Annotated in this window: 12 protein-coding genes; 5 read left to right on the top strand and 7 right to left on the bottom strand. The window is 73.6% G+C overall.

Annotation, left to right across the window (positions count from 1 at the left end):
- Positions 1-71: 71 nt before the first annotated feature.
- The 4 genes from ACFYW1_RS02565 to ACFYW1_RS02550 are packed head-to-tail and all read right to left on the bottom strand — an operon-like array spanning position 72 to position 8,822.
- The gene (locus tag ACFYW1_RS02565) at positions 72-845 is read right to left on the bottom strand and encodes an SDR family NAD(P)-dependent oxidoreductase (protein WP_388985935.1); all 774 of its coding nucleotides are present in this window, start codon (positions 843-845) and stop codon (positions 72-74) included.
- A complete protein-coding gene (locus tag ACFYW1_RS02560) occupies positions 818-1,504 on the bottom strand; it encodes a 4'-phosphopantetheinyl transferase family protein (protein ID WP_388985933.1) in 687 nt (228 codons plus the stop codon). The genes ACFYW1_RS02565 and ACFYW1_RS02560 overlap by 28 nt, the downstream gene beginning before the upstream one ends.
- On the bottom strand, positions 1,501-7,446 hold the full coding sequence (locus tag ACFYW1_RS02555; protein WP_388985931.1) for an SDR family oxidoreductase: 5,946 nt from the start codon (positions 7,444-7,446) through the stop codon (positions 1,501-1,503). The genes ACFYW1_RS02560 and ACFYW1_RS02555 overlap by 4 nt, the downstream gene beginning before the upstream one ends.
- Positions 7,443-8,822, bottom strand: coding sequence for an acyltransferase domain-containing protein (locus ACFYW1_RS02550; RefSeq protein WP_388986974.1), 1,380 nt, complete (start codon positions 8,820-8,822; stop codon positions 7,443-7,445). Before ACFYW1_RS02550 ends, ACFYW1_RS02555 begins: the two co-directional genes overlap by 4 nt.
- Positions 8,823-9,363: 541 nt before the next feature.
- Here ACFYW1_RS02550 and ACFYW1_RS02545 point away from each other — a divergent pair.
- The 3 genes from ACFYW1_RS02545 (at position 9,364) to ACFYW1_RS02535 (ending at position 11,977) form a co-directional block, all read left to right on the top strand.
- A complete protein-coding gene (locus ACFYW1_RS02545; protein WP_388985929.1) occupies positions 9,364-9,807 on the top strand; it encodes a nuclear transport factor 2 family protein in 444 nt (147 codons plus the stop codon).
- A gap of 83 nt (positions 9,808-9,890) precedes the next feature.
- Entirely contained in the window at positions 9,891-10,553 is a 663-nt protein-coding gene (locus ACFYW1_RS02540) for a TetR/AcrR family transcriptional regulator (protein WP_388985927.1), read from the top strand.
- 50 nt (positions 10,554-10,603) lie between these two features.
- Complete coding sequence (locus ACFYW1_RS02535; RefSeq protein WP_388986971.1) at positions 10,604-11,977, top strand: MFS transporter; 1,374 nt, start codon at positions 10,604-10,606, stop codon at positions 11,975-11,977.
- A gap of 77 nt (positions 11,978-12,054) precedes the next feature.
- On the opposite strand, the gene ACFYW1_RS02530 is transcribed toward ACFYW1_RS02535, so the two are convergent.
- The 3 genes from ACFYW1_RS02530 to ACFYW1_RS02520 all read right to left on the bottom strand — a co-directional run bounded on the left by ACFYW1_RS02530 (position 12,055) and on the right by ACFYW1_RS02520 (position 14,127).
- Positions 12,055-12,981, bottom strand: a complete 927-nt coding sequence (locus ACFYW1_RS02530) for an SDR family oxidoreductase (RefSeq protein ID WP_388985926.1) — start codon at positions 12,979-12,981, stop codon at positions 12,055-12,057.
- A 198-nt stretch (positions 12,982-13,179) separates the two neighbouring features.
- Complete coding sequence (locus ACFYW1_RS02525) at positions 13,180-13,386, bottom strand: hypothetical protein (RefSeq protein ID WP_388985924.1); 207 nt, start codon at positions 13,384-13,386, stop codon at positions 13,180-13,182.
- Between the two features lie 138 nt (positions 13,387-13,524).
- Complete coding sequence (locus ACFYW1_RS02520; protein ID WP_388985923.1) at positions 13,525-14,127, bottom strand: TetR/AcrR family transcriptional regulator; 603 nt, start codon at positions 14,125-14,127, stop codon at positions 13,525-13,527.
- A gap of 133 nt (positions 14,128-14,260) precedes the next feature.
- Between ACFYW1_RS02520 and ACFYW1_RS02515 the strand changes: the two genes are divergently transcribed.
- Entirely contained in the window at positions 14,261-15,154 is an 894-nt protein-coding gene (locus tag ACFYW1_RS02515; protein WP_388986968.1) for an NADP-dependent oxidoreductase, read from the top strand.
- A gap of 154 nt (positions 15,155-15,308) precedes the next feature.
- Complete coding sequence (locus tag ACFYW1_RS02510) at positions 15,309-16,781, top strand: FAD-dependent monooxygenase (RefSeq protein ID WP_388985921.1); 1,473 nt, start codon at positions 15,309-15,311, stop codon at positions 16,779-16,781.
- The last annotated feature ends 126 nt before the right edge of the window (positions 16,782-16,907 follow it).

Genomic DNA, 16,907 nt, shown 5'->3' with positions numbered 1-16,907 from the left:
ACGTCGGCAGGTTCCCACTGTTCCCTGAACGCCGGCCCGTGGAAAACCTGTCCGGCCGGGCCGGGGAGCTTTCAGACGGTGGCGCCTCCGTCGACGGCGATGCACGCGCCCGTGATGCCGGAGCCGGCGCGGGAGGCGAGGAGCAGGACGGCGGCGGCGACCTCCTCGGGCCGGGTCAGTCGGCCGGTGGCGGTGCGGTCGGTGAAGTGGCGTACCAGACCGGGGTAGTCGGTGCCGAGAACGCGCGCGGCCCGGGGCCCCTGTTCGGTGAACCAGTCGGTCTCCACGGCGCCGGGGCATACGCAGTTGGCGGTGACGCCGTACGGCCCCACTTCTTTGGCCAGGACCCGGGTGAGCCCGATCAGGGCGTGCTTGGCGGCGGCGTAGGCGCACAGGCCGGGGTCCGGGTCGCGGCCTTCCATGGAGGCGATGTTGATGACGCGGCCGGAGTGCTGCGGTATCAGGTGGGACAGGGCGTGGCGGGTGGTGTAGAGGGCGGAGTCGAGGTTGAGGGCGAGGGTGTGGTGCCAGGTGTCGTCGGTGATGTCGGCGACGGCGGCGAAGTCGGTGGCGCCGCCCACGTTGTTGACGACGATGTCGAGGTGCCCGTAGCGGTCCACCGTCTCGTCGACCGCGCGTTCGGCGTCGGCCCGGTCGGTGGCGTCGGCCACGCACAGGGTGATGTCGTCCCCGGCGTCCAGCCGGGCGAGGGCCGCCCGGCCGACCTCCTCGGAGCGGCCGGTGATGACGAGCCGGGCGCCGTGGGCGTGGAGGGTGTGGGCGATGGCCAGGCCGATGCCGCGGGTGGCTCCGGTGATCAGCGCGGTCCTGCCGGTGAGGTCCATGTGTTCTCCCGTCGTGGGCCGGGGGGCGGGTGGTGGGTGACGAGGGTGATCGTGTGCGGTGTGCCGGGCAGGTTCAGGGGCAGCAACTGCCAGCCCCGGGGCGCTGGTTCGTACCCCAGTCGGGCCAGGGAGAGCCGGGGGCGCAGGGTGATCTCGACGTCGACGAGGGCCCGCAGCAGGGACCAGCCCAGTGCCTTGGCCATGGCCTCCTTGGCCGTCCACAGAGTGAGGAAATCCTCCCGTCGGATGGTCTCGGGCCGGTCGGCCGAGGCGATGGCCTCGCCCGGACGGAGCGCGTACCGCAGCAGGTCCGGCGGCGGAGGGGTGACCAGGTACTCGATGTCGATGCCGATCCGGATGCCGTCCCGGGGCGCCGCGACCAGCGCGGCCACGGTCACGGGCCCGCAGTGGGCGGCGGTGAGGCGCAGGGGCGGCAGGTTCTGTTCCGGTGCGAGCGCGGGGCGGCCGAGCGGGTCGCGGACCAGGGTGACGGTCTCGGCCGGGCGGGCCTGCCGCGCCGCGACGGCATGGCGCAGCAGGACCCGGCCGGGTACGGGGCAGCCCCGCGGGGCGATGTACCACCAGAGGTCGACCGGGCCCGCCGCGGAGGCCAGCCGGCGGTGGCGGGCTCCGGTGAGTGCGGGGACCGCCGGCGTCACGGGGTGCCGTCCTCGGTCCGGTGGCCGTCTGCGGCCGGTCCGGTCGCGGGCCGCGCGGCGGCGATGACGGCCTCGGCGGTCGCGGTGCGGGGGCGGGCCGGGATGCGGGCGAGGACGGTGGCGCGCATGCCGGAGATCTGGGCGACGACGCGGCCGTCCCGGGTGGTGGCGGTACTGGTGCCGGTGGCGGGTGAGTGGTGGAGTCGCAGCCCGGTGGGGTGGGCCCGGACGAGGTCGTGGTCGTCGCCGGGCTCGTACAGGGTGATGCGTTCGATGTGGTGGGGGACGGCGACGGGGTGGTGGCCGTCCGGGGCGGGGGCGAGGGCGGGGGTGCGGGCGAGGCCGTCCAGGAGGACGACCGGGGTGGAGAGCCGGGGCAGCGCGGACAGCCGTTCCGGGCCGGGGCGCCAGCGGGCCCCGGTGCCCGATTCGCTCGCGCGGCACCGGTCGGTGGCACGGAAGGCGCCGGTGAGCAGGACCGGGGAGGCGGTGTCGTAGTACGGGTCGTCGACCGTGCGGTGGGGTCCGCCGGGCGGGCAGTACGGTTCGGGCAGCGGGGCCGGGCCGCCCAGCCGGACCGTGGCGCGGACGTGTTCCCGGTCGTGTGCCAGGACGCGTCCGTCGGGGGCGACGACGTCGGAGCGGATGGTCACACCGACCGCGCAGGCCGTCCTGGTGGCACGGCAGCGGGCCTCGACGCGGTACCGGGCGGGCCTGCCGTCGGTGCGGGCGCGGACCCAGGCGCTGAAGGTGAGGTCGTCGATGCCGCGCGGCGGCAGTCCGGGGGCCAGTGCCCGGGCCGCCTGGACCGCGATGTCGGCCAGCAGCACGCCCGGCATGGTGGGTCTGCCGTCCACCAGGTGGTCGCGCAGGAAGCCATGGGCGTCCAGGTCGAGGACCAGGTGCCAGGTGGCGTGGTCGGTGTGGCGGGTGACGGGTGCGCCGAGCAGACCGGGCGGGCCGGGCGAGGTCGACGGGGCCGGCGGACTGGACGGGGCCGGCGAGCCGGACGTGGCGTCGCCGTGGCCGGTGGGGCGTGGGGTGCTCGTGGAAGGGGCGGCCGGATGGTCTCCGCCGGTGGGCCCGAGGATGCGCAGGCCCGGAAAGCGGGCGTCGAAGGAGTGGTGTTCGGCTTCGCCGATGAAGGTGACGAGCCGGTCGTTCCCGCTCTCGCCGTAGGTGCGGCGGCGCAGTTCGGTCAGGAAGTGGGCGACCCCTTCGGCGGTGGTCATGCGGGACAGGCGTGCGGTGCGTGCGGTGTGGGCCCGGACGATGGCCCCGGACCCGAGGCCGGTCTCGTCCCAGATGGTCCAGGCGATGGTGAACTCGCCGTCGTCGCCCGCGTGGGCGGCGGCGGACAGGAAGTCGTTGGCCGGGGAGTAGTCGCTCTCGCCGGGCAGACCTGCCACTCCGGTGACCGAGCCGAAGTTGCACCACAGGCGCGGGGCGAGAGCGCCGGTGAAGGCGGCGCGCAGATGGTGGTGGCCGAACAGCTTGACGTCGCGGACACGGCGCATGCCGGGCAGGGTCTTGCGGGTGATGTCGCCCGGATGGTGCAGTCCCGCGCCGTTGACGAGCAGGTCGACGCGGCCCTCCCGGGCTCGTACGGCGTCGGCCAGGGTGCGTACGGCGTTCGCGTCCGTGACGTCGCAGGTGTGGAAGTGGACCCGGTCGGCGCCGCACGACTCGCGCAGGGCCCGTAGGGTCAGGGCGGACTCGCGGGCGTGCAGGAGACGGTCGAAGGCGGCGTTGATCTCGCCCACCGGCCGCCGTGGCTCGCGGGAGAGCCGGTCGGTGATGTAGCGGGCGCGTGCCGCGGGCAGTTCCCCCTCGGGGGTGTGCAGCAGGTCGTCGGGTACGTCGCCGGGGCGGCCGGCCCCCACCAGGTGGATCCGCAGGGGCACCTGGCGTGCGAGGCCGAGCAGGCAGGCGGCGGTGATGCCGCGGGCGCCGCCCGTGGCCACGACCACCGCCCCGGGGGCGAGCGGCGGGGCCCCGTCCGGCACGGGAGGATCGTTCTCGGCGAGGCGCTGGACGAAGCGGGTGGCGTCGCGGTGACGGATCACGGGCAACCCGTCGGCCGGGCGGGCGAGTTCGTCCTCCAGGGCGGTCAGGACGGCCAGGGGTTCGGTGCTGTCGCCGACCACCGCGCGCACGGTGCAGTCGGCCAGCTCCCAGGCCAGGGACTTGACGAAGCCGGTGAAGAGATGGGCGTGCGGGGCGGGCTCCTCCCCCGGGAACGGTGCCGCCACTCCCACCGCGACCGTACCGCCCTCGGCGAGCCGGTCGCGCAGTCGGCGCACCGCCCAGAACGCCGCCTCCTGCACGGCCAGTACGTCGGCGGCGGGCGGTGCGGGCCAGGCGGGTGCCGGGTGCAGGTCGGCGAGGACCCGCAGGTGCCGAAACCCCTCCGGGTTCTCGTCCAGGACGCGGTCGACGGCCTGCTGCGGGTCCCGGTCCCCGTCGACGGCGACCGGGCGGCAGCGGTCACCGGCCTCGACCATGGCGCGCAGGGCGCTCGTGTGCCGGGAGTTGGTGATCACCAGGGTGCGGGCCGGCAGCGGTCGCGCCCCGGTGCTGCACGGTCCGGCCGCCTCCCAGGTCAGGGTGTGCCGTCGGGTGATCGGGGGCGGGGTTCCTCCGGCCGGTCGGACCGGAGCCGTTGGCATGGGGGGCGGCGGTGTGGGGTCGGACGGTGTGGGAGCCGTTGGTACGGGGTTCGGCGATACGGGGTCCGGCGGAGTGGGGTCCGGCGTGTGGGTGACGATGTGACGTAGGGCGGTCACCAGGTCGTCGGCTCCCGGGTAGCTCCATCCGTCCGGTGCGCAACGCTCGGCGGACAGCCGGTCCGAGAGGGCGTCGAAGGTGGTGAGGAGGGGCCAGCCACGGGCGCGGGCCACGGAGGACCGGGTGAGCACCAGGGCGAAGGCCCCCTCCGCCGTCTCCCGGGAGCCGGCCGGGCCGTGCAGTCGGGTGAACAGGGGCCCGGTGGCACCGTTCACGCCCAGCACCAGCGCCATCTCCAGCTCCCCGCGCCGCAGATGCGCGGCAGCCGCCCCGAGGGCGCTGCGGCCCGAGGTGGGCCCGGTGTCGAGAGTCATCGTGGGACCGTGCAGGTCGTGCAGGGCGGCGATCCGGGCGGGTATCACGTTCGGCATCAGCCCGGCCAGGGTGTCCTCCCCCGGGCGGGTGCGCCCGCGCACCGCGTCGAGGAACGCCGAGATGGCCCTGCGCAGCGCGGTGCGGTCGAGCCCGTCGGGCAGCGGCCGCCCGACCGCACCGGTCAGCGAGGCGGCGTGGCACCGGACGGTCATGTCGGGCGAGGAGGCGGGGACGCCGGTGTGCGCGGCGAAGACCCCGCAGGTCTCGCGCAGCCCCTCCCACCGGGGCGGGGCGTCCCGGGGGACGAGTGCGGCGACGGCCTGCAACGCCATGAGCTGGGCCCGGTCGATGCCCGCGGCGGTGGGCGCGGGAATACGTACCTCGGCGAAGGACGGAAGCGGGTACCGCGCCCCGAACGAGCGCCGTGCCGCCGGGTTGCGCCCGTCGGCCAGCCGGCGCGCGACGTCCGTCGCGTCCGGGGCTCCGGGCAGGTGGGCCGACCAGGCCACGACGACCACCGGATCGTCCTCGACGGGGTCGGGCAGGGAGGCCGGTGCGGCCTCGCCGGGCCGGGGGGCGTCCTGGAGCAGCAGATGGCCGTTGGTCCCGCCGAAACCGAACGCCGACACCCCCACCGTTCGTGGCCGGTCGGCCGGACGCGGCCAGGGCACCGGGTCGGTCGGTACCCGCAGCGGCGGCGCGCCCTCGGGGCTGCGGTAGGGGATCTGCGGCGGGATCGTGGAGTGGGCCATGCCCAGCAGGGCGTGGACGACCGACACCGCACCGGCCGCCCAACCGGTGTGGCCGAACACCGACTTGTTCGATGTGCACCGGGCGCGGGGCAGTTGCGCCGCCAGCACCCCGCGCTCGACCCGGTCACCGACCGGGGTGCCGGTGGCGTGGGCGACCACCCAGTCGATCTGCTCCGGCGCGATGCCGGAAACGGCCCGGGCTCGGATCAACGCCCGTTCCTGACCATGGGAGTTGGGGGCGTGGACGGCCCGGCCGCGCCCGTCGGACGCCGCGCCGAACCCGGCCAGCACCCCCAGGACGTGATCGCCGTCGGCCCGGGCCGCGTCCAGCCGCTTGAGGGCGACGAACGCCGCCCCGTCGGCGAACAGCACCCCGTCCGCGTCCGCGTCGAGGGCCCGGACCGCGCCCGACCGGCTCAGCCCGCGCAGTTGGGAGAACAGCACGCCGTAACGGGGCCCGAGGGAGAACACCCCGCCGCACAGGGCGAGTTCGCACTCGCCGTCCAGTACGGCGCGGGCGCCCAGATCGATGGCGTACAGCGCGGAGGAACAGGCGGTGTCGACGACCCGTACCGGTACCGGTCCGGGCAGCAGTGAGGCGACGGCGGCGCGCAGGGCCGCCGTCGGCAGGTGTCCGGCCGGTGCGCCCGCGTGCCGGTACGTGGACCGCAGCCATCGGACGAGCAGTGCGCGCAGCTCCCCGGGGTCCTCGGCCGGGTCTCCGTCCCAGTGTTCCGCGATGCCGTCGGCGGCGGCCTCGACGAGCAGGCTCTCCTCCATGTGCTGTGATCCCTCGGCCCAGGCACCGGCGAAGCACGCGGTACGGACACCGGCACCGGACGCCAGCCGCGGGGCGTCGCACTGGAGGAGCGCGGTGCGCGTCCACACGGTGAGGAAGTCCTCTTCCTCCGCGTTCCCGCCGACGCCTTTCCCGGTGTTCTTCTCCCTGCCCTCTCCGGTGTCCGGCGCGGGGCGGACGTAGCCGGCGACCCGGCTGCAGGTGCGGTCCGGGGCGTCCTCCGACGACCAGAAATCCTCCAGGTGAAACCGTTCTCCCGGCTCGCCGAACTGGGGAACGCCCTCCATCAGCCGCCGGCGGAACGCCTCCGCCCCCTCGGCGCCCGGGACCACCAGTCCCATGCCCACCACGGCCACCGTGCGGGTCGTGTCCCGCTCCGTTTCCCGCTCCGTGGCAAAAAGCCGCTGGGCCGACGCGGATCCGGTCCGGGCCGGGGCCGACACCGGGGCCGGATCGGGAGGCACGGGCGGAACCGGAACGGACCGGTGTGGTGTGAGCATGGCACGGCCCACGGACAGTCCGCCGTCGGCCAGCAGGCACTGCCCGGAGAACCAGCGGGCCTGCGGGGAGGCGAGGAAGGCCACCAGCCGGGCGAGGTCGTCCTCATGCCCCACCCCACCGAGCGGGGCCGCCGCCGCGCAGGTCGCCCGCAGGGCGTCCGCCCCGGGGAACAGCGCGGCCGTGGCGTTGTCCAGCAGCCCGGCCGACGCGGTGTTCACCCGGATTCCCGACGGGCCGAGGTCGGCGGCCAGATACCGGGTCATCGCCTCCAGCGCCGCCTTGCACACCCCCACCAGCAGGTAGTTGTCCATGGCCAGTCCGGCGCCGACGGACGAGACGTTCACGATGGCACCGCCGCCGCGCGCGGCCATCAGCGGCGCCGCTTCGAGGGCGCACCAGCGGGCTCCGTGGAGGTTGGTGTCCAGCGCCCGCCGCCACTCGGCGTCGGTGAGGTCGTCGAAACGGGCGAACACGCCCCGCGCCGCGTTGTTGACCAGGATGTCCACGCCACCGTGCCGCTCGGCCAGGGTCGCGAACATCGCGGTCACCTGGTCGTGTTTGGCGACGCTGGCCCGCAGCGGCTCCGCCCGGCCCCCGGCGGTACGGATCGATGCGACGGTCTCCTCGGCGGCCCTCGGCGAGTGGAAGAAGTTGACCACCACGAGGGCCCCGCGCCGGGCCAGTTCACGGCTGATCGCCGCGCCGACCCCCTTGCCGCCCCCGGTGACCAGGGCGACCTTTCCGGCGAGATCCCGTGCCGCGGGCACTTCGGGCCGGCCGCCGCTCATGCCGGTGCCCCCGCGCGCGTGCCGTCCGCGGGCAGGGTGCTCAACAGCCCGGCCAGCGCGTCCAGGGTGGTGTAGCTGGTCAGGCGGGAGCCGTCCGCCGGCAGGGTGCGCCCGAAGCGTGTGGCGGCCCGGGCGAACAGTTCGGTCTGCTTGATCGAGTCCACTCCGAGGTCCGCCTCCAGGTCGGCGTCGTCGGTCAGGACCTCGGGCGGATATCCCAGCGCCGCCGCGTACAGGGTCCGCAGCGTGGCCACGACGGAGTGCCGGTCCGGGAACGCCCCCGCCCCCGACGGGGTCTCCTCGGCCGCCTGCTCCGTACGGCCTTCCGCCGCATCGGCGGGGGTCGACACGGGGCCGGCCCGGTGGATCCGGGCCACCGGGGCCGATGGGGATCTCGGGGGTGCCGCGGGTATCGAGGTGGTACGGAAAGCCGGGGTCAGGCCGCTCAGCGAATCGGTCCACTCGGGGCCGCCCACCCGGCGGCGCAACGGTGCGATCGCCCGTACGCCCGGTACCGTCGCCGTCACGAGATCGCTCAGTGTGCCGCGGGGGCCGCACTCCACGAACACCTCCACGCCCTGCGCGTGGAGCAGCCGGACCGCGTCGGTGAACCGTGTGGGCCGTACCAGGTGGGCGGCGACCAGGTCGGCCACCGCGTCGGTGTCGTCCACCCGCCGCCCCAGGATCGCCGAGTGCAGCAGATGCCGCGCGGGCCCGGCCCGCAGCGCGGTCGCCCGGCGGGTGAAGTCCCCCGCCACGGCGGCCAGCATCCGGTGGTGGAAGGCGTACGGAACGCGCAGCTCGGTCGCCCTGACGCCGATCGCCCCGGCGGCCCGCCGCACCCGGCCCAACGGTTCCACGGGGCCGGACACCACGCACTGGCGTGGGCTGTTGTCCGCGGCCAAGGTCACCTCCCACTCCCCGAGGCCCACCAGCAGTCCTTCGACCCGGAAGGCGGACATCTCCAGCGCCAGCATTCCGCCGTGCTCCGGAGGGCGGGCGGCGAACGCCTCGTCGCGGGCGGCGACCAGGGCCATGCCCTCCGCCGGCTCGTACACCCCGGCCGCGGTCAGGGCCACCAGCTCGCCGAAGCTGTGCCCCAACAGCACGTCCGGACAAAGCTTATGACGTTCCATCAATAACCGGAACAGCACCATCTCGGCGGCGAACAGCGCCGTGTGCAGATCTGCCGGGGCCTCGTCCACCAGTTCGGACAGGGTCGGCGCCCGCTCATCGAGCAGAAAACGGGAGGGGGCACTCCGCCCGAGGCGGACGGCGGCGACATCCAGCGGGCGCAGTGTCTCCTCGACCAGCGGTTCGTCGACGGCGAGCCGGGCGAGAGCGGCGGGCACATAGGCCCCCTGCCCCGGAAACACGAAAGCACAGCGCTCGACCAAAGCAACTCCTCTGCTCAGAGCGATACTTGGAGGATTCCGAGAAGGCCGCACCGTCCGCCCGCGCCGTCCGCCCCGCACGGCGGGACGGACGCGGGAGAGCGCGAAGGGATGCGGGGTGTTGTGCGATGTACGGCGCGCGACGCGCGGCGTGCGGTGTGACAGCCGGAACGAGAACCAGGACGAGCACAGAGACAAGCACCAGAACAGAAAACGGAACCAGGGCGAACGCCCACCCCCATGCACACGCATACTCAACGTACCGTCAGCCGCACCCACGGTCATCACCCACATGAGTGACTGGGTCGCAGGCGAAGGGCGCGGGCGAAGGGCGCGGGCGAAGGGCGCGGGCGAAGAGCGCGAGCGAAAGGTGCGAGCGAAGCACCCGGGCGAAAGACGTAGCCGCTCCCCCGCCCGGCCATTACCTCCGACGTAATCGACCGCGCTCCCCCACTGCGGCAGTGTGGCGCACGTCGACGAAATCCCCGACGAGGATTCCGGCACCCAGGACCGAGGAGCGGCCATGACCGTCAAGTCAGCAGAGACCACCACGAGTTCTGTCGCCGACACCACCCGCCGCGTGGTCCAGGAGTTCCTCGCCGCCCGGATCGCCGGGGACACCGAGCGGGTCGTCGCGCTCTTCGCCGACGAAGTCGACTGGATGCTCGCCGAGAACCCTGTCGTCCCGTGGATCCGACCGCGCTCCACCGGGGCCGAATGTGCCGCCCAGGCCGGTGAGTTGGCCGAGCACACGGTGGCCGAGGACGCACGGGTCTCCCTCGACACGTTCCTCGTCGACGGCGCCGACGCCGTCCTGATGGGGCATCTTTCGGGGACCGTGCGCGCGACGGGGAAGTCCTTCGAGGGCCCCTTCGCGCTGCGCCTCACCGTCGAGGAGGGCCGGATCACCCGGCACCACCTCTACGAGAACAGCATGTCGATCGCCGCGGCGTGCACCCCTTCCTGACCCCGGAGCCCCGCCCCGCGGACGAGAACCACAACCACCCCAGCGAGTAGACAGTGTCTACCGACCACTGGTAGACACTGTCCATGGCTGATGAGAACTCCCTTCGGGAGCGGTTGATCGACGCCGGGGTGGACCTCGTGCTCAACGAGGGCTCCGCGTCCGTGGGTCTGCGGGAAACGGCCCGTCGGGCCGGGGTGTCGCACGGGGCTCCGCGCCGGTACTTCCCCACGCACCACTCACTGCTCTCGGCCATCGCCCATCGCGGCTTCCAGGACCTCGGAGCCCGGTTCGAGGCCGCGGTCGCCGACGTGGCCACCCCGCGCGGCCGGCTGGAGGCCCTCGCGCACGTGTACGTCGGGTACGCGCTGGAACGGCGCGGCATGTTCGAGCTGATGTTCCGGCACGACCTGCTCGACAGCACTCCGCAGGCGTCGGACCGGCCCCGGCTGCGCGAGTCGACCCTCCCGTTGTTCGGACACATCACCGAACTCGTCGCCCGGTGCCGGTCGGAGCAGGATGCCGCGCGACGCACCGACGGGCCGGACGGGACCGTGCCGCCGCCCGCCGTGGTCGCTGCCGCCCTGTGGTCGAACCTGCACGGCATCGCCCAGCTGTGGGCCTGGGGCAGTCTGCAACTCGCCCTCGGGTCGACGGCGTTGGAAGGCGGCCCCGAGGACGGACAACGCGACCGGCTCATCGCGACGGTCCTGGACGCCCATCTCGGCCCGGTGACCCCGTGCCCGTGACCTCACCCGTACAGCGGCGGCTCGCGCTCCTGGTCAGCGCGGCCGGGGCGATGATCGTCGCGCTGGACGGCACCATCCTGCTCGTGGCGCAGCCCAGCCTGCAGCGTGATCTCGGCGCGAGCACGGCTCAGGTCCAGTGGACGAGCACCGGTTATCTGGTCGCGGTGGCCGCCCTGCTCGTCATCGCCGGGCGCCTCGGGGACCGGTACGGGCATCCGCGCCTGTTGCTCGTCGGCGTCCTCGGCTTCGGGGCCGCCTCGGCCGGGATCGCGCTCGCGCCGACCGTCGGCTGGGTGGTGGTCCTGCGCGCGGCGCAGGGCGGATTCGGCGCGCTCCTGCAGCCCGCGACGCTCGCGCTGCTGCGGCTGACACATCCCGCGGACCGGCTCGGCACGCCCATCGCCATCCGCACCGGTGCGATCGCGGTGGCGGCGGGGTCCGGTCCGATGCTCGGCGGGGTGCTCGTGACGCATCTGGGCTGGCGCGCGGTGTTCTGGATCAATGTGCCCGTCGCATTGGTCATCGCGGCCCTCGTCCTCGCCGTACGGACGCCGGCCGCCGGGCGTGCACACTCCTCACGGCTCGGCCTCACCGGTGCGGGCCTGCTCGCGCTCGCACTCGCGCTCCTGGTCCACGCCCTGGCCGAGGTACCCGCGCGGGGGTGGACCGCCGCGCCGACGCTGCTCGAACTCCTCGCCGTCACGGGCGTCGCAGCGGTGTTCGTCCGGCACGAACGCCGCACCACGCACCCGATCGTTCCCCCGGCCGTGGCACGGTCCGTACCGGTGACGGCGTCGATGGCCATCCTGCTGGTCGTCTCCGCCGGCCTGTTCGGTGCGCTGTTCAGGGCCACGTTCTACCTCCAGGACACACTCCGTCTCGACCCGCTCGCCACCGGTCTGCGCGTTCTTCCGCTGACCGCGCTCATGGTCCTCGGCGCACCGGCCGCGGGGGCGGCGCTGCGCCGGTACGGTGCGCGCAGCACCGCGATCGCCGGCACGGGCCTCGTCGTGGCGGGCATCGCGTGGCTGTCCCGGCTCGGCCCGACCAGTCCGTGGACGGCCATGACCCCGGCCTTCGCCGTCCTCGGTGCCGGGTTCGCCACGGTGATGGTCACCGCCACCGGGACCGTCGTCGGCGACGCGCCGCCCGGGTACGCCGGGGTCGTCGGCGGGCTCAAGCAGACCGCCATGAACATCGGCCCGACCCTCGGCATCGCCGTGGCGGCCGGCGCGGCCGGGTCCACCCTTTCGACGATGGGTCCCGCCCTGCTGGTCCTGGCCGCACTCGCCGCTCTCGGCCTGCTGCCCGCGTCGCGGCTGCCCCGGCGCCCGGCCGATCGCGGGGGAAGCGCCCCTGGCTCCGCGAGCCCCGAGCGGGCACCGGCACCGCGGCCGGCCCCCGCTCGACGTACGGACAGCTGACCGGCCGCCGCCCCCACCCGGGCCCCTCCGGTCACCCGCAGCCGATGGATCCGGCTACCGGTGACCCGTGGGTCCGGTCACCGGTAACCGGTGGCGTCGGCCGGTGCGCCCGCGGCCTCGACCTCGACCAGGTAGCGCCAGCAGTCCGGGCGGGAGCCGTCGAGATCGGTGAAGCCGTACTCCTGGGCGAGCCCTCCGCTGGACAGTGACCGGCCGTTCCAGCGCGTGGCGTCGGGGTCACCGGCCAGCGCGGCGACGGCCCGTCCGACGTACGCGGGACTCTCCGAGATGCAGAAGTGCGGCACCGTGGCCAGTGCGTCGCGCCAGTTGTCCTCGGTGACGCCGAACGCGTCGAGCATCATCTCCGAGCGCATCCAGCCCGGGGTGAGGGCCACCGCCGTTCCGCCGTGCGGTCCCAGTTCGTGCGCGAGGACGAACGCCATGCGCAGCACACTGTTCTTGGCGAGGTCGTAGAAGTAGGAGTTGCGGTAGTTCGCCGTGTTGTAGGCGGCGGTCCCGTCGGTCATCTCGACCACGAGGCCGCCCGGTCGGCGCACCAGCAGGGGCAGCAGGAAGTGGCTGGTGATCGCGTGCGTCTCCACGCCCAGCCGGAGCAGCCGCAGTCCGTTGTCGAGGTCGTGCTCCCACACCGGCCGGTCGAACTCGAACAACCGCTCGCCGCCCCAGATGTCGTTGACCAGCACGTCGAGCCGCCTCTGCTCGGCGTCGACGCGTTCGGCCAGTGCGCGGACCCGGTCGGGCTCCAGGTGGTCGGTCGGAACCGCGATACCGGTTCCGCCCGCGGCGGTGACGAGTTCCGCGGTCTCCTCGATCGTCTCGGGCCGGTCGTACTCCGAGCGTCGTTCCCGGGTGGTACGGCCGGTGACGTAGACGGTGGCGCCCGCCGCACCGAGCTGGACGGCGATGCCACGTCCCGCGCCCCGGGTGGCTCCCGCGACCAGTGCGATCTTTCCTTCGAGGTCCGGTGTCGTCCTGTCGGGCATGAGTTTCCTCGGTGTCCTTTCCGTTCGGTTCCGCTCTTCTCCGTCCGCGGGCGTCGGCCCGCGTCGGCACTTGCCGACGCCTTTCGGCTGCCGACGGAACCATGCTCGGTCCAAAACCGGACACCTCGTGTCGCCTTTTCTCCTCCATCGCGCGAACGTCCCCCGACCGGGCGCCGACAGGATCGACGGGCCGGATGCTCACGACCAGGAACGATCCCGGTGCTCACGGTCCGGATCGTGTGCGGGGTCGGGCACGAACAGGCTCAACCGGTAGGTGGTCGGGTGCACCAGGCGTCCGCAGAGGACATCGATCCGGGTCATCGCCCAGTCGATCCGCTCCTCCCCGGCGCGCAGGCGGCGCAGCTGGGCATGCCACTGCGCCACGTCCTGGGTTTCGAGAACCACCCGCCACTCCCCCGCGCCGGAAGCGGCGCGAAGGGCCGCCCGCGACCCCGCCTCCTGTTGGCGTTTCCTCTTCCGTTGTCCTGGCACCGGCCCAGCATCGCCGCCCCGGCGCCACCGCGGCAAGGCCGTGATTCCGGGTCAGGAAGCCGCCGGGCGGGGGTCCTCCGCGGGTCGGGCGGCCTCCCAGGCCGCCTCGATCATCCGGAAGACCTCGTCGAGCGCGGCCTCCGGATCGGCCGCCTCCCGGGCCAGCGCGTAGGCGTCGATCACGAACCTCGCGACCGCCCGGCAGGCCGTTGCGGTCTGCGGCAGGCCGGGGTCGGCGGCGATGGCCGCGGCCAGCGACTCCGCATGGCGCAGCCTCATCGACTCCTCGTACTCCCGCAGGGCGGAGGAGGAGTCGATCATGTGCCAGATCGGGGCGGCACCGTCCGCCGTGCAGTGTCGCACCAGGGCCTCGGTCGCGCGGCGCAGCGCGGGGACGAGCGGCTCGTGCGGCGCCCGGTCGGTGACCGCCCGCGTGAGGCTCTGCTCGAACTCCTCGTCCCGCTCGAACACCAGGGCCTCTTTGGAGGCGAAGTGGGAGAAGAGCGTGGTGACGGCCACGTCGGCCTCGGCCGCCACGTCACGGATGCCCACCGCGTCGTACCCGCGTTCCAGGAAGAGCCGCAGGGCGGCGTCCGCGATCTTCTGGCGGGTTGCGGCCTTCTTGCGCTCACGGCGCCCGGTCGGGACGGTCATGCCGTAACGCTACCAAATGCGAATCCGCAACCGTTTCAAAACCCTAACCGTTAGTGTTACGTTCGTCGACATGGAGACCACAAAGGCCATGAAGACCGCGAAGGCCACACAGACCACGAAGACCACGAGGACCATGCGGAAAGTGAGCTTCGCCGAGTTCGGCGGTCCGGACGTCCTGCGGCTCGTGGATGCCGAGCAGCCCCACGCGGGTCCCGGTCGCATCCGCATCGCCGTGCGGGCGGCGGGGGTGAACCCCGTCGACTGGAGGATCCGCGAGGGCCAGGTCCTGGGCGCCCATCCGGTCCGGCTGCCCTCCGGGGTCGGGCTGGACGCGTCCGGGGTGGTGGACGAGGTCGGCGAGGGCGTCGAAGGGGTCGAGGTCGGCGACCACGTGTTCGGTGAAGGGACGAGTACCTACGCCGAGTTCGCCGTGCTGTCGGCCTGGGCCCGGATGCCCGAGGGGCTCTCGTTCGAGGAGGCGGCGGGGTATCCCTCCGTGGTGGAGACCGCGTTGCGCGTCATCCGCGAGGTCGGTGTGCGGTCCGGGCAGACGCTGCTGGTCAGCGGCGCGTCCGGAGGAGTCGGATCGGCGGTGCTGCAGATCGCCCGCGACCGCGGCATCACGGTGATCGGCACGGCCGGGGCCCCCAACCAGGACTACCTGCGCGGCCTGGGGGCCCTCGCCACGACGTACGACGAGGGCTGGGTCGGGCGGGTGCGGCGGCTCGGCCGGGTCGACGCGGCCCTCGACCTGGCGGGTTCGGGCGTGATCCGCGAACTCGTCGAACTGACCGGTGACCCGCACAAGGTGGTCTCCATCGCCGATCTGAGCGCGCCGCAGCTCGGCGTCCGGTTCTCCGGCGCGGCCGGGAGCGTACCGGAAGCGCTCGCCGAGGCCGTCGAGCTCATCACGCGGGGAAGGCTCCACATCCCGGTCGAGAAGTCGTACCCGCTCGCCGAGGCCGCGGCGGCGCACATCGACAGCCGGGCCGGTCACACCCGCGGGCGCCGGGTCCTGCTCGTCTGAGGACCGGGCCTCCGCCTCGCTGCTCGACCCGAACCGCCTGAGCCCGCCCGGCACCCCCCGGCTCCGCACCGGAACCGGGTCCCGTCCCGGTCCGTCGGGCCCATAGACCCTGGCGCTTTGCGGCCGCTTAAGCCCGGTGGCGGAAGCTGGGGCCATGTCTGATCCCATAGTCATTGTCGGTGGCGGCGCCGCTGGTCTGACGCTTGCGTGCGAGCTGGGGCTGGCCGGGGCCGCCACGGTCGTACTGGAGCGCAGGTCCGAGCTCCCGGAGCGTTCCGGCGGCATGCTCCTCAACGCACACATCGCGGACTTCCTGCGCAAGAGAGGTCTGGAGGAACGCTTCCGGACACCGGACACACCCACCTGGGGGCGCAGTCACTTCGGTCTCGTCTACCGGGACATCGACGGCGAACTGGCCGATACCGATTACGACTTGATCGTCCCCCAGTGGCGCAGCGAGCAGTTGCTGCGGGAGCGGGCGGTCGAGCTGGGCGTCGAGGTGCGGCTCGGTCAGGAGGTCATCGACATCGAGCAGGACGCGGACGGCGTGACGCTCACGGTGGTCTCGCCGGAGGGTTCCGGCACCCTGCGCGCCTCCTACGTCGTCGGCTGCGACGGCCCCCGCAGCATCGTGGCCGGGGCGGCCGGCTTCGAGTTCGATCTCCTCGCCCCCTCGTACTACGGGGTCATCGCCGATGTCGTCGTGGACGACGCGGCGCAGGCACTGTTCAGAGCGGGCTCGTACCCGAGCGGCCAGTTCGGTGTGCTGCCGGTCAATCCGGCCGATCCGACCGAAGTGCGGCTGATGACGGTGGAGTTCTACCGGGAGCCCCCGTCCGACGGGGAGCCGCTCACGGCCGACGAGATCCGCTCCACGATCGAACGGATCACCGGTCAGGCACCGGATCTGCGCGAGGTGCGGTGGATGACGCGGTACGGGAGCCCCACCCGGCTGGCCCGGAACTATCGCGTGGGCCGGGTGTTCCTCGCCGGTGACGCCGCCCATCCGCATCCGCCGTCCTCCGGGCACGGGATGAACACCGCGGTGCACGATGCGGTGAACCTCGGCTGGAAGCTCGCCGCCGCCGTTCGGGGCCGGGCCCCTTCCGGGCTGTTGGACTCCTACCACCACGAGCGGCACCCCGTGGGGCAGCGTGCGTGTCGGCGGGCCCTGGCCCAGATCCCGTTGCAGACGCCGCTCGACCGGGCCGCTCCGCTGCGCGAGATCTTCGCCGAGCTGCTGGAGCTCGACGTGGTCAACGCGTTCCTGTCGCAGTACGTCACGCGGGTGCGTTACCCCCTGGCCGTGGAGGGGGCGGCGGACCCGGAGCACGAACTGCTCGGTGCGGTGCTTCCCGACACGACCCTCATGACGCCTGCCGGCGCCGTGGCCACCCCGGAGCTGTTCCGTTCCGGCCGGGGGGTCGTGCTGGACCTGTCCGGCGGCCGGGGCCTCCCGGACCTGTCGGCCTGGGCGGACCGGCTGGACGTGGTGGTGGCCGAGCCCTGCAAGGGGTTGGGGGCCGATGTGGTGCTGGTACGGCCGGACGGGCATGTCGCCTGGCTCGGCACCGACGGCGCGCACCACGACGGACTGCTGGCCGCCGTCAGGACCTGGTTCGGCTGAACCGGTTCCTGGTACGGCGTTGCCGGACGGGCCGTGGTGTGGCCCGTCCGGCGGGACGGCGGGTGGTGCGGGTGCGGGTGGTGGGGGGGGTGGGGGGTCAGCCCATTAAGGTCCACTTGTCGTTTC

Origin of the sequence: Streptomyces sp. NPDC002669 (assembly GCF_042889165.1) — a bacterium.
GTDB lineage: Bacteria > Actinomycetota > Actinomycetes > Streptomycetales > Streptomycetaceae > Streptomyces.
This window is presented reverse-complemented; position numbering and strand designations above follow the sequence as displayed.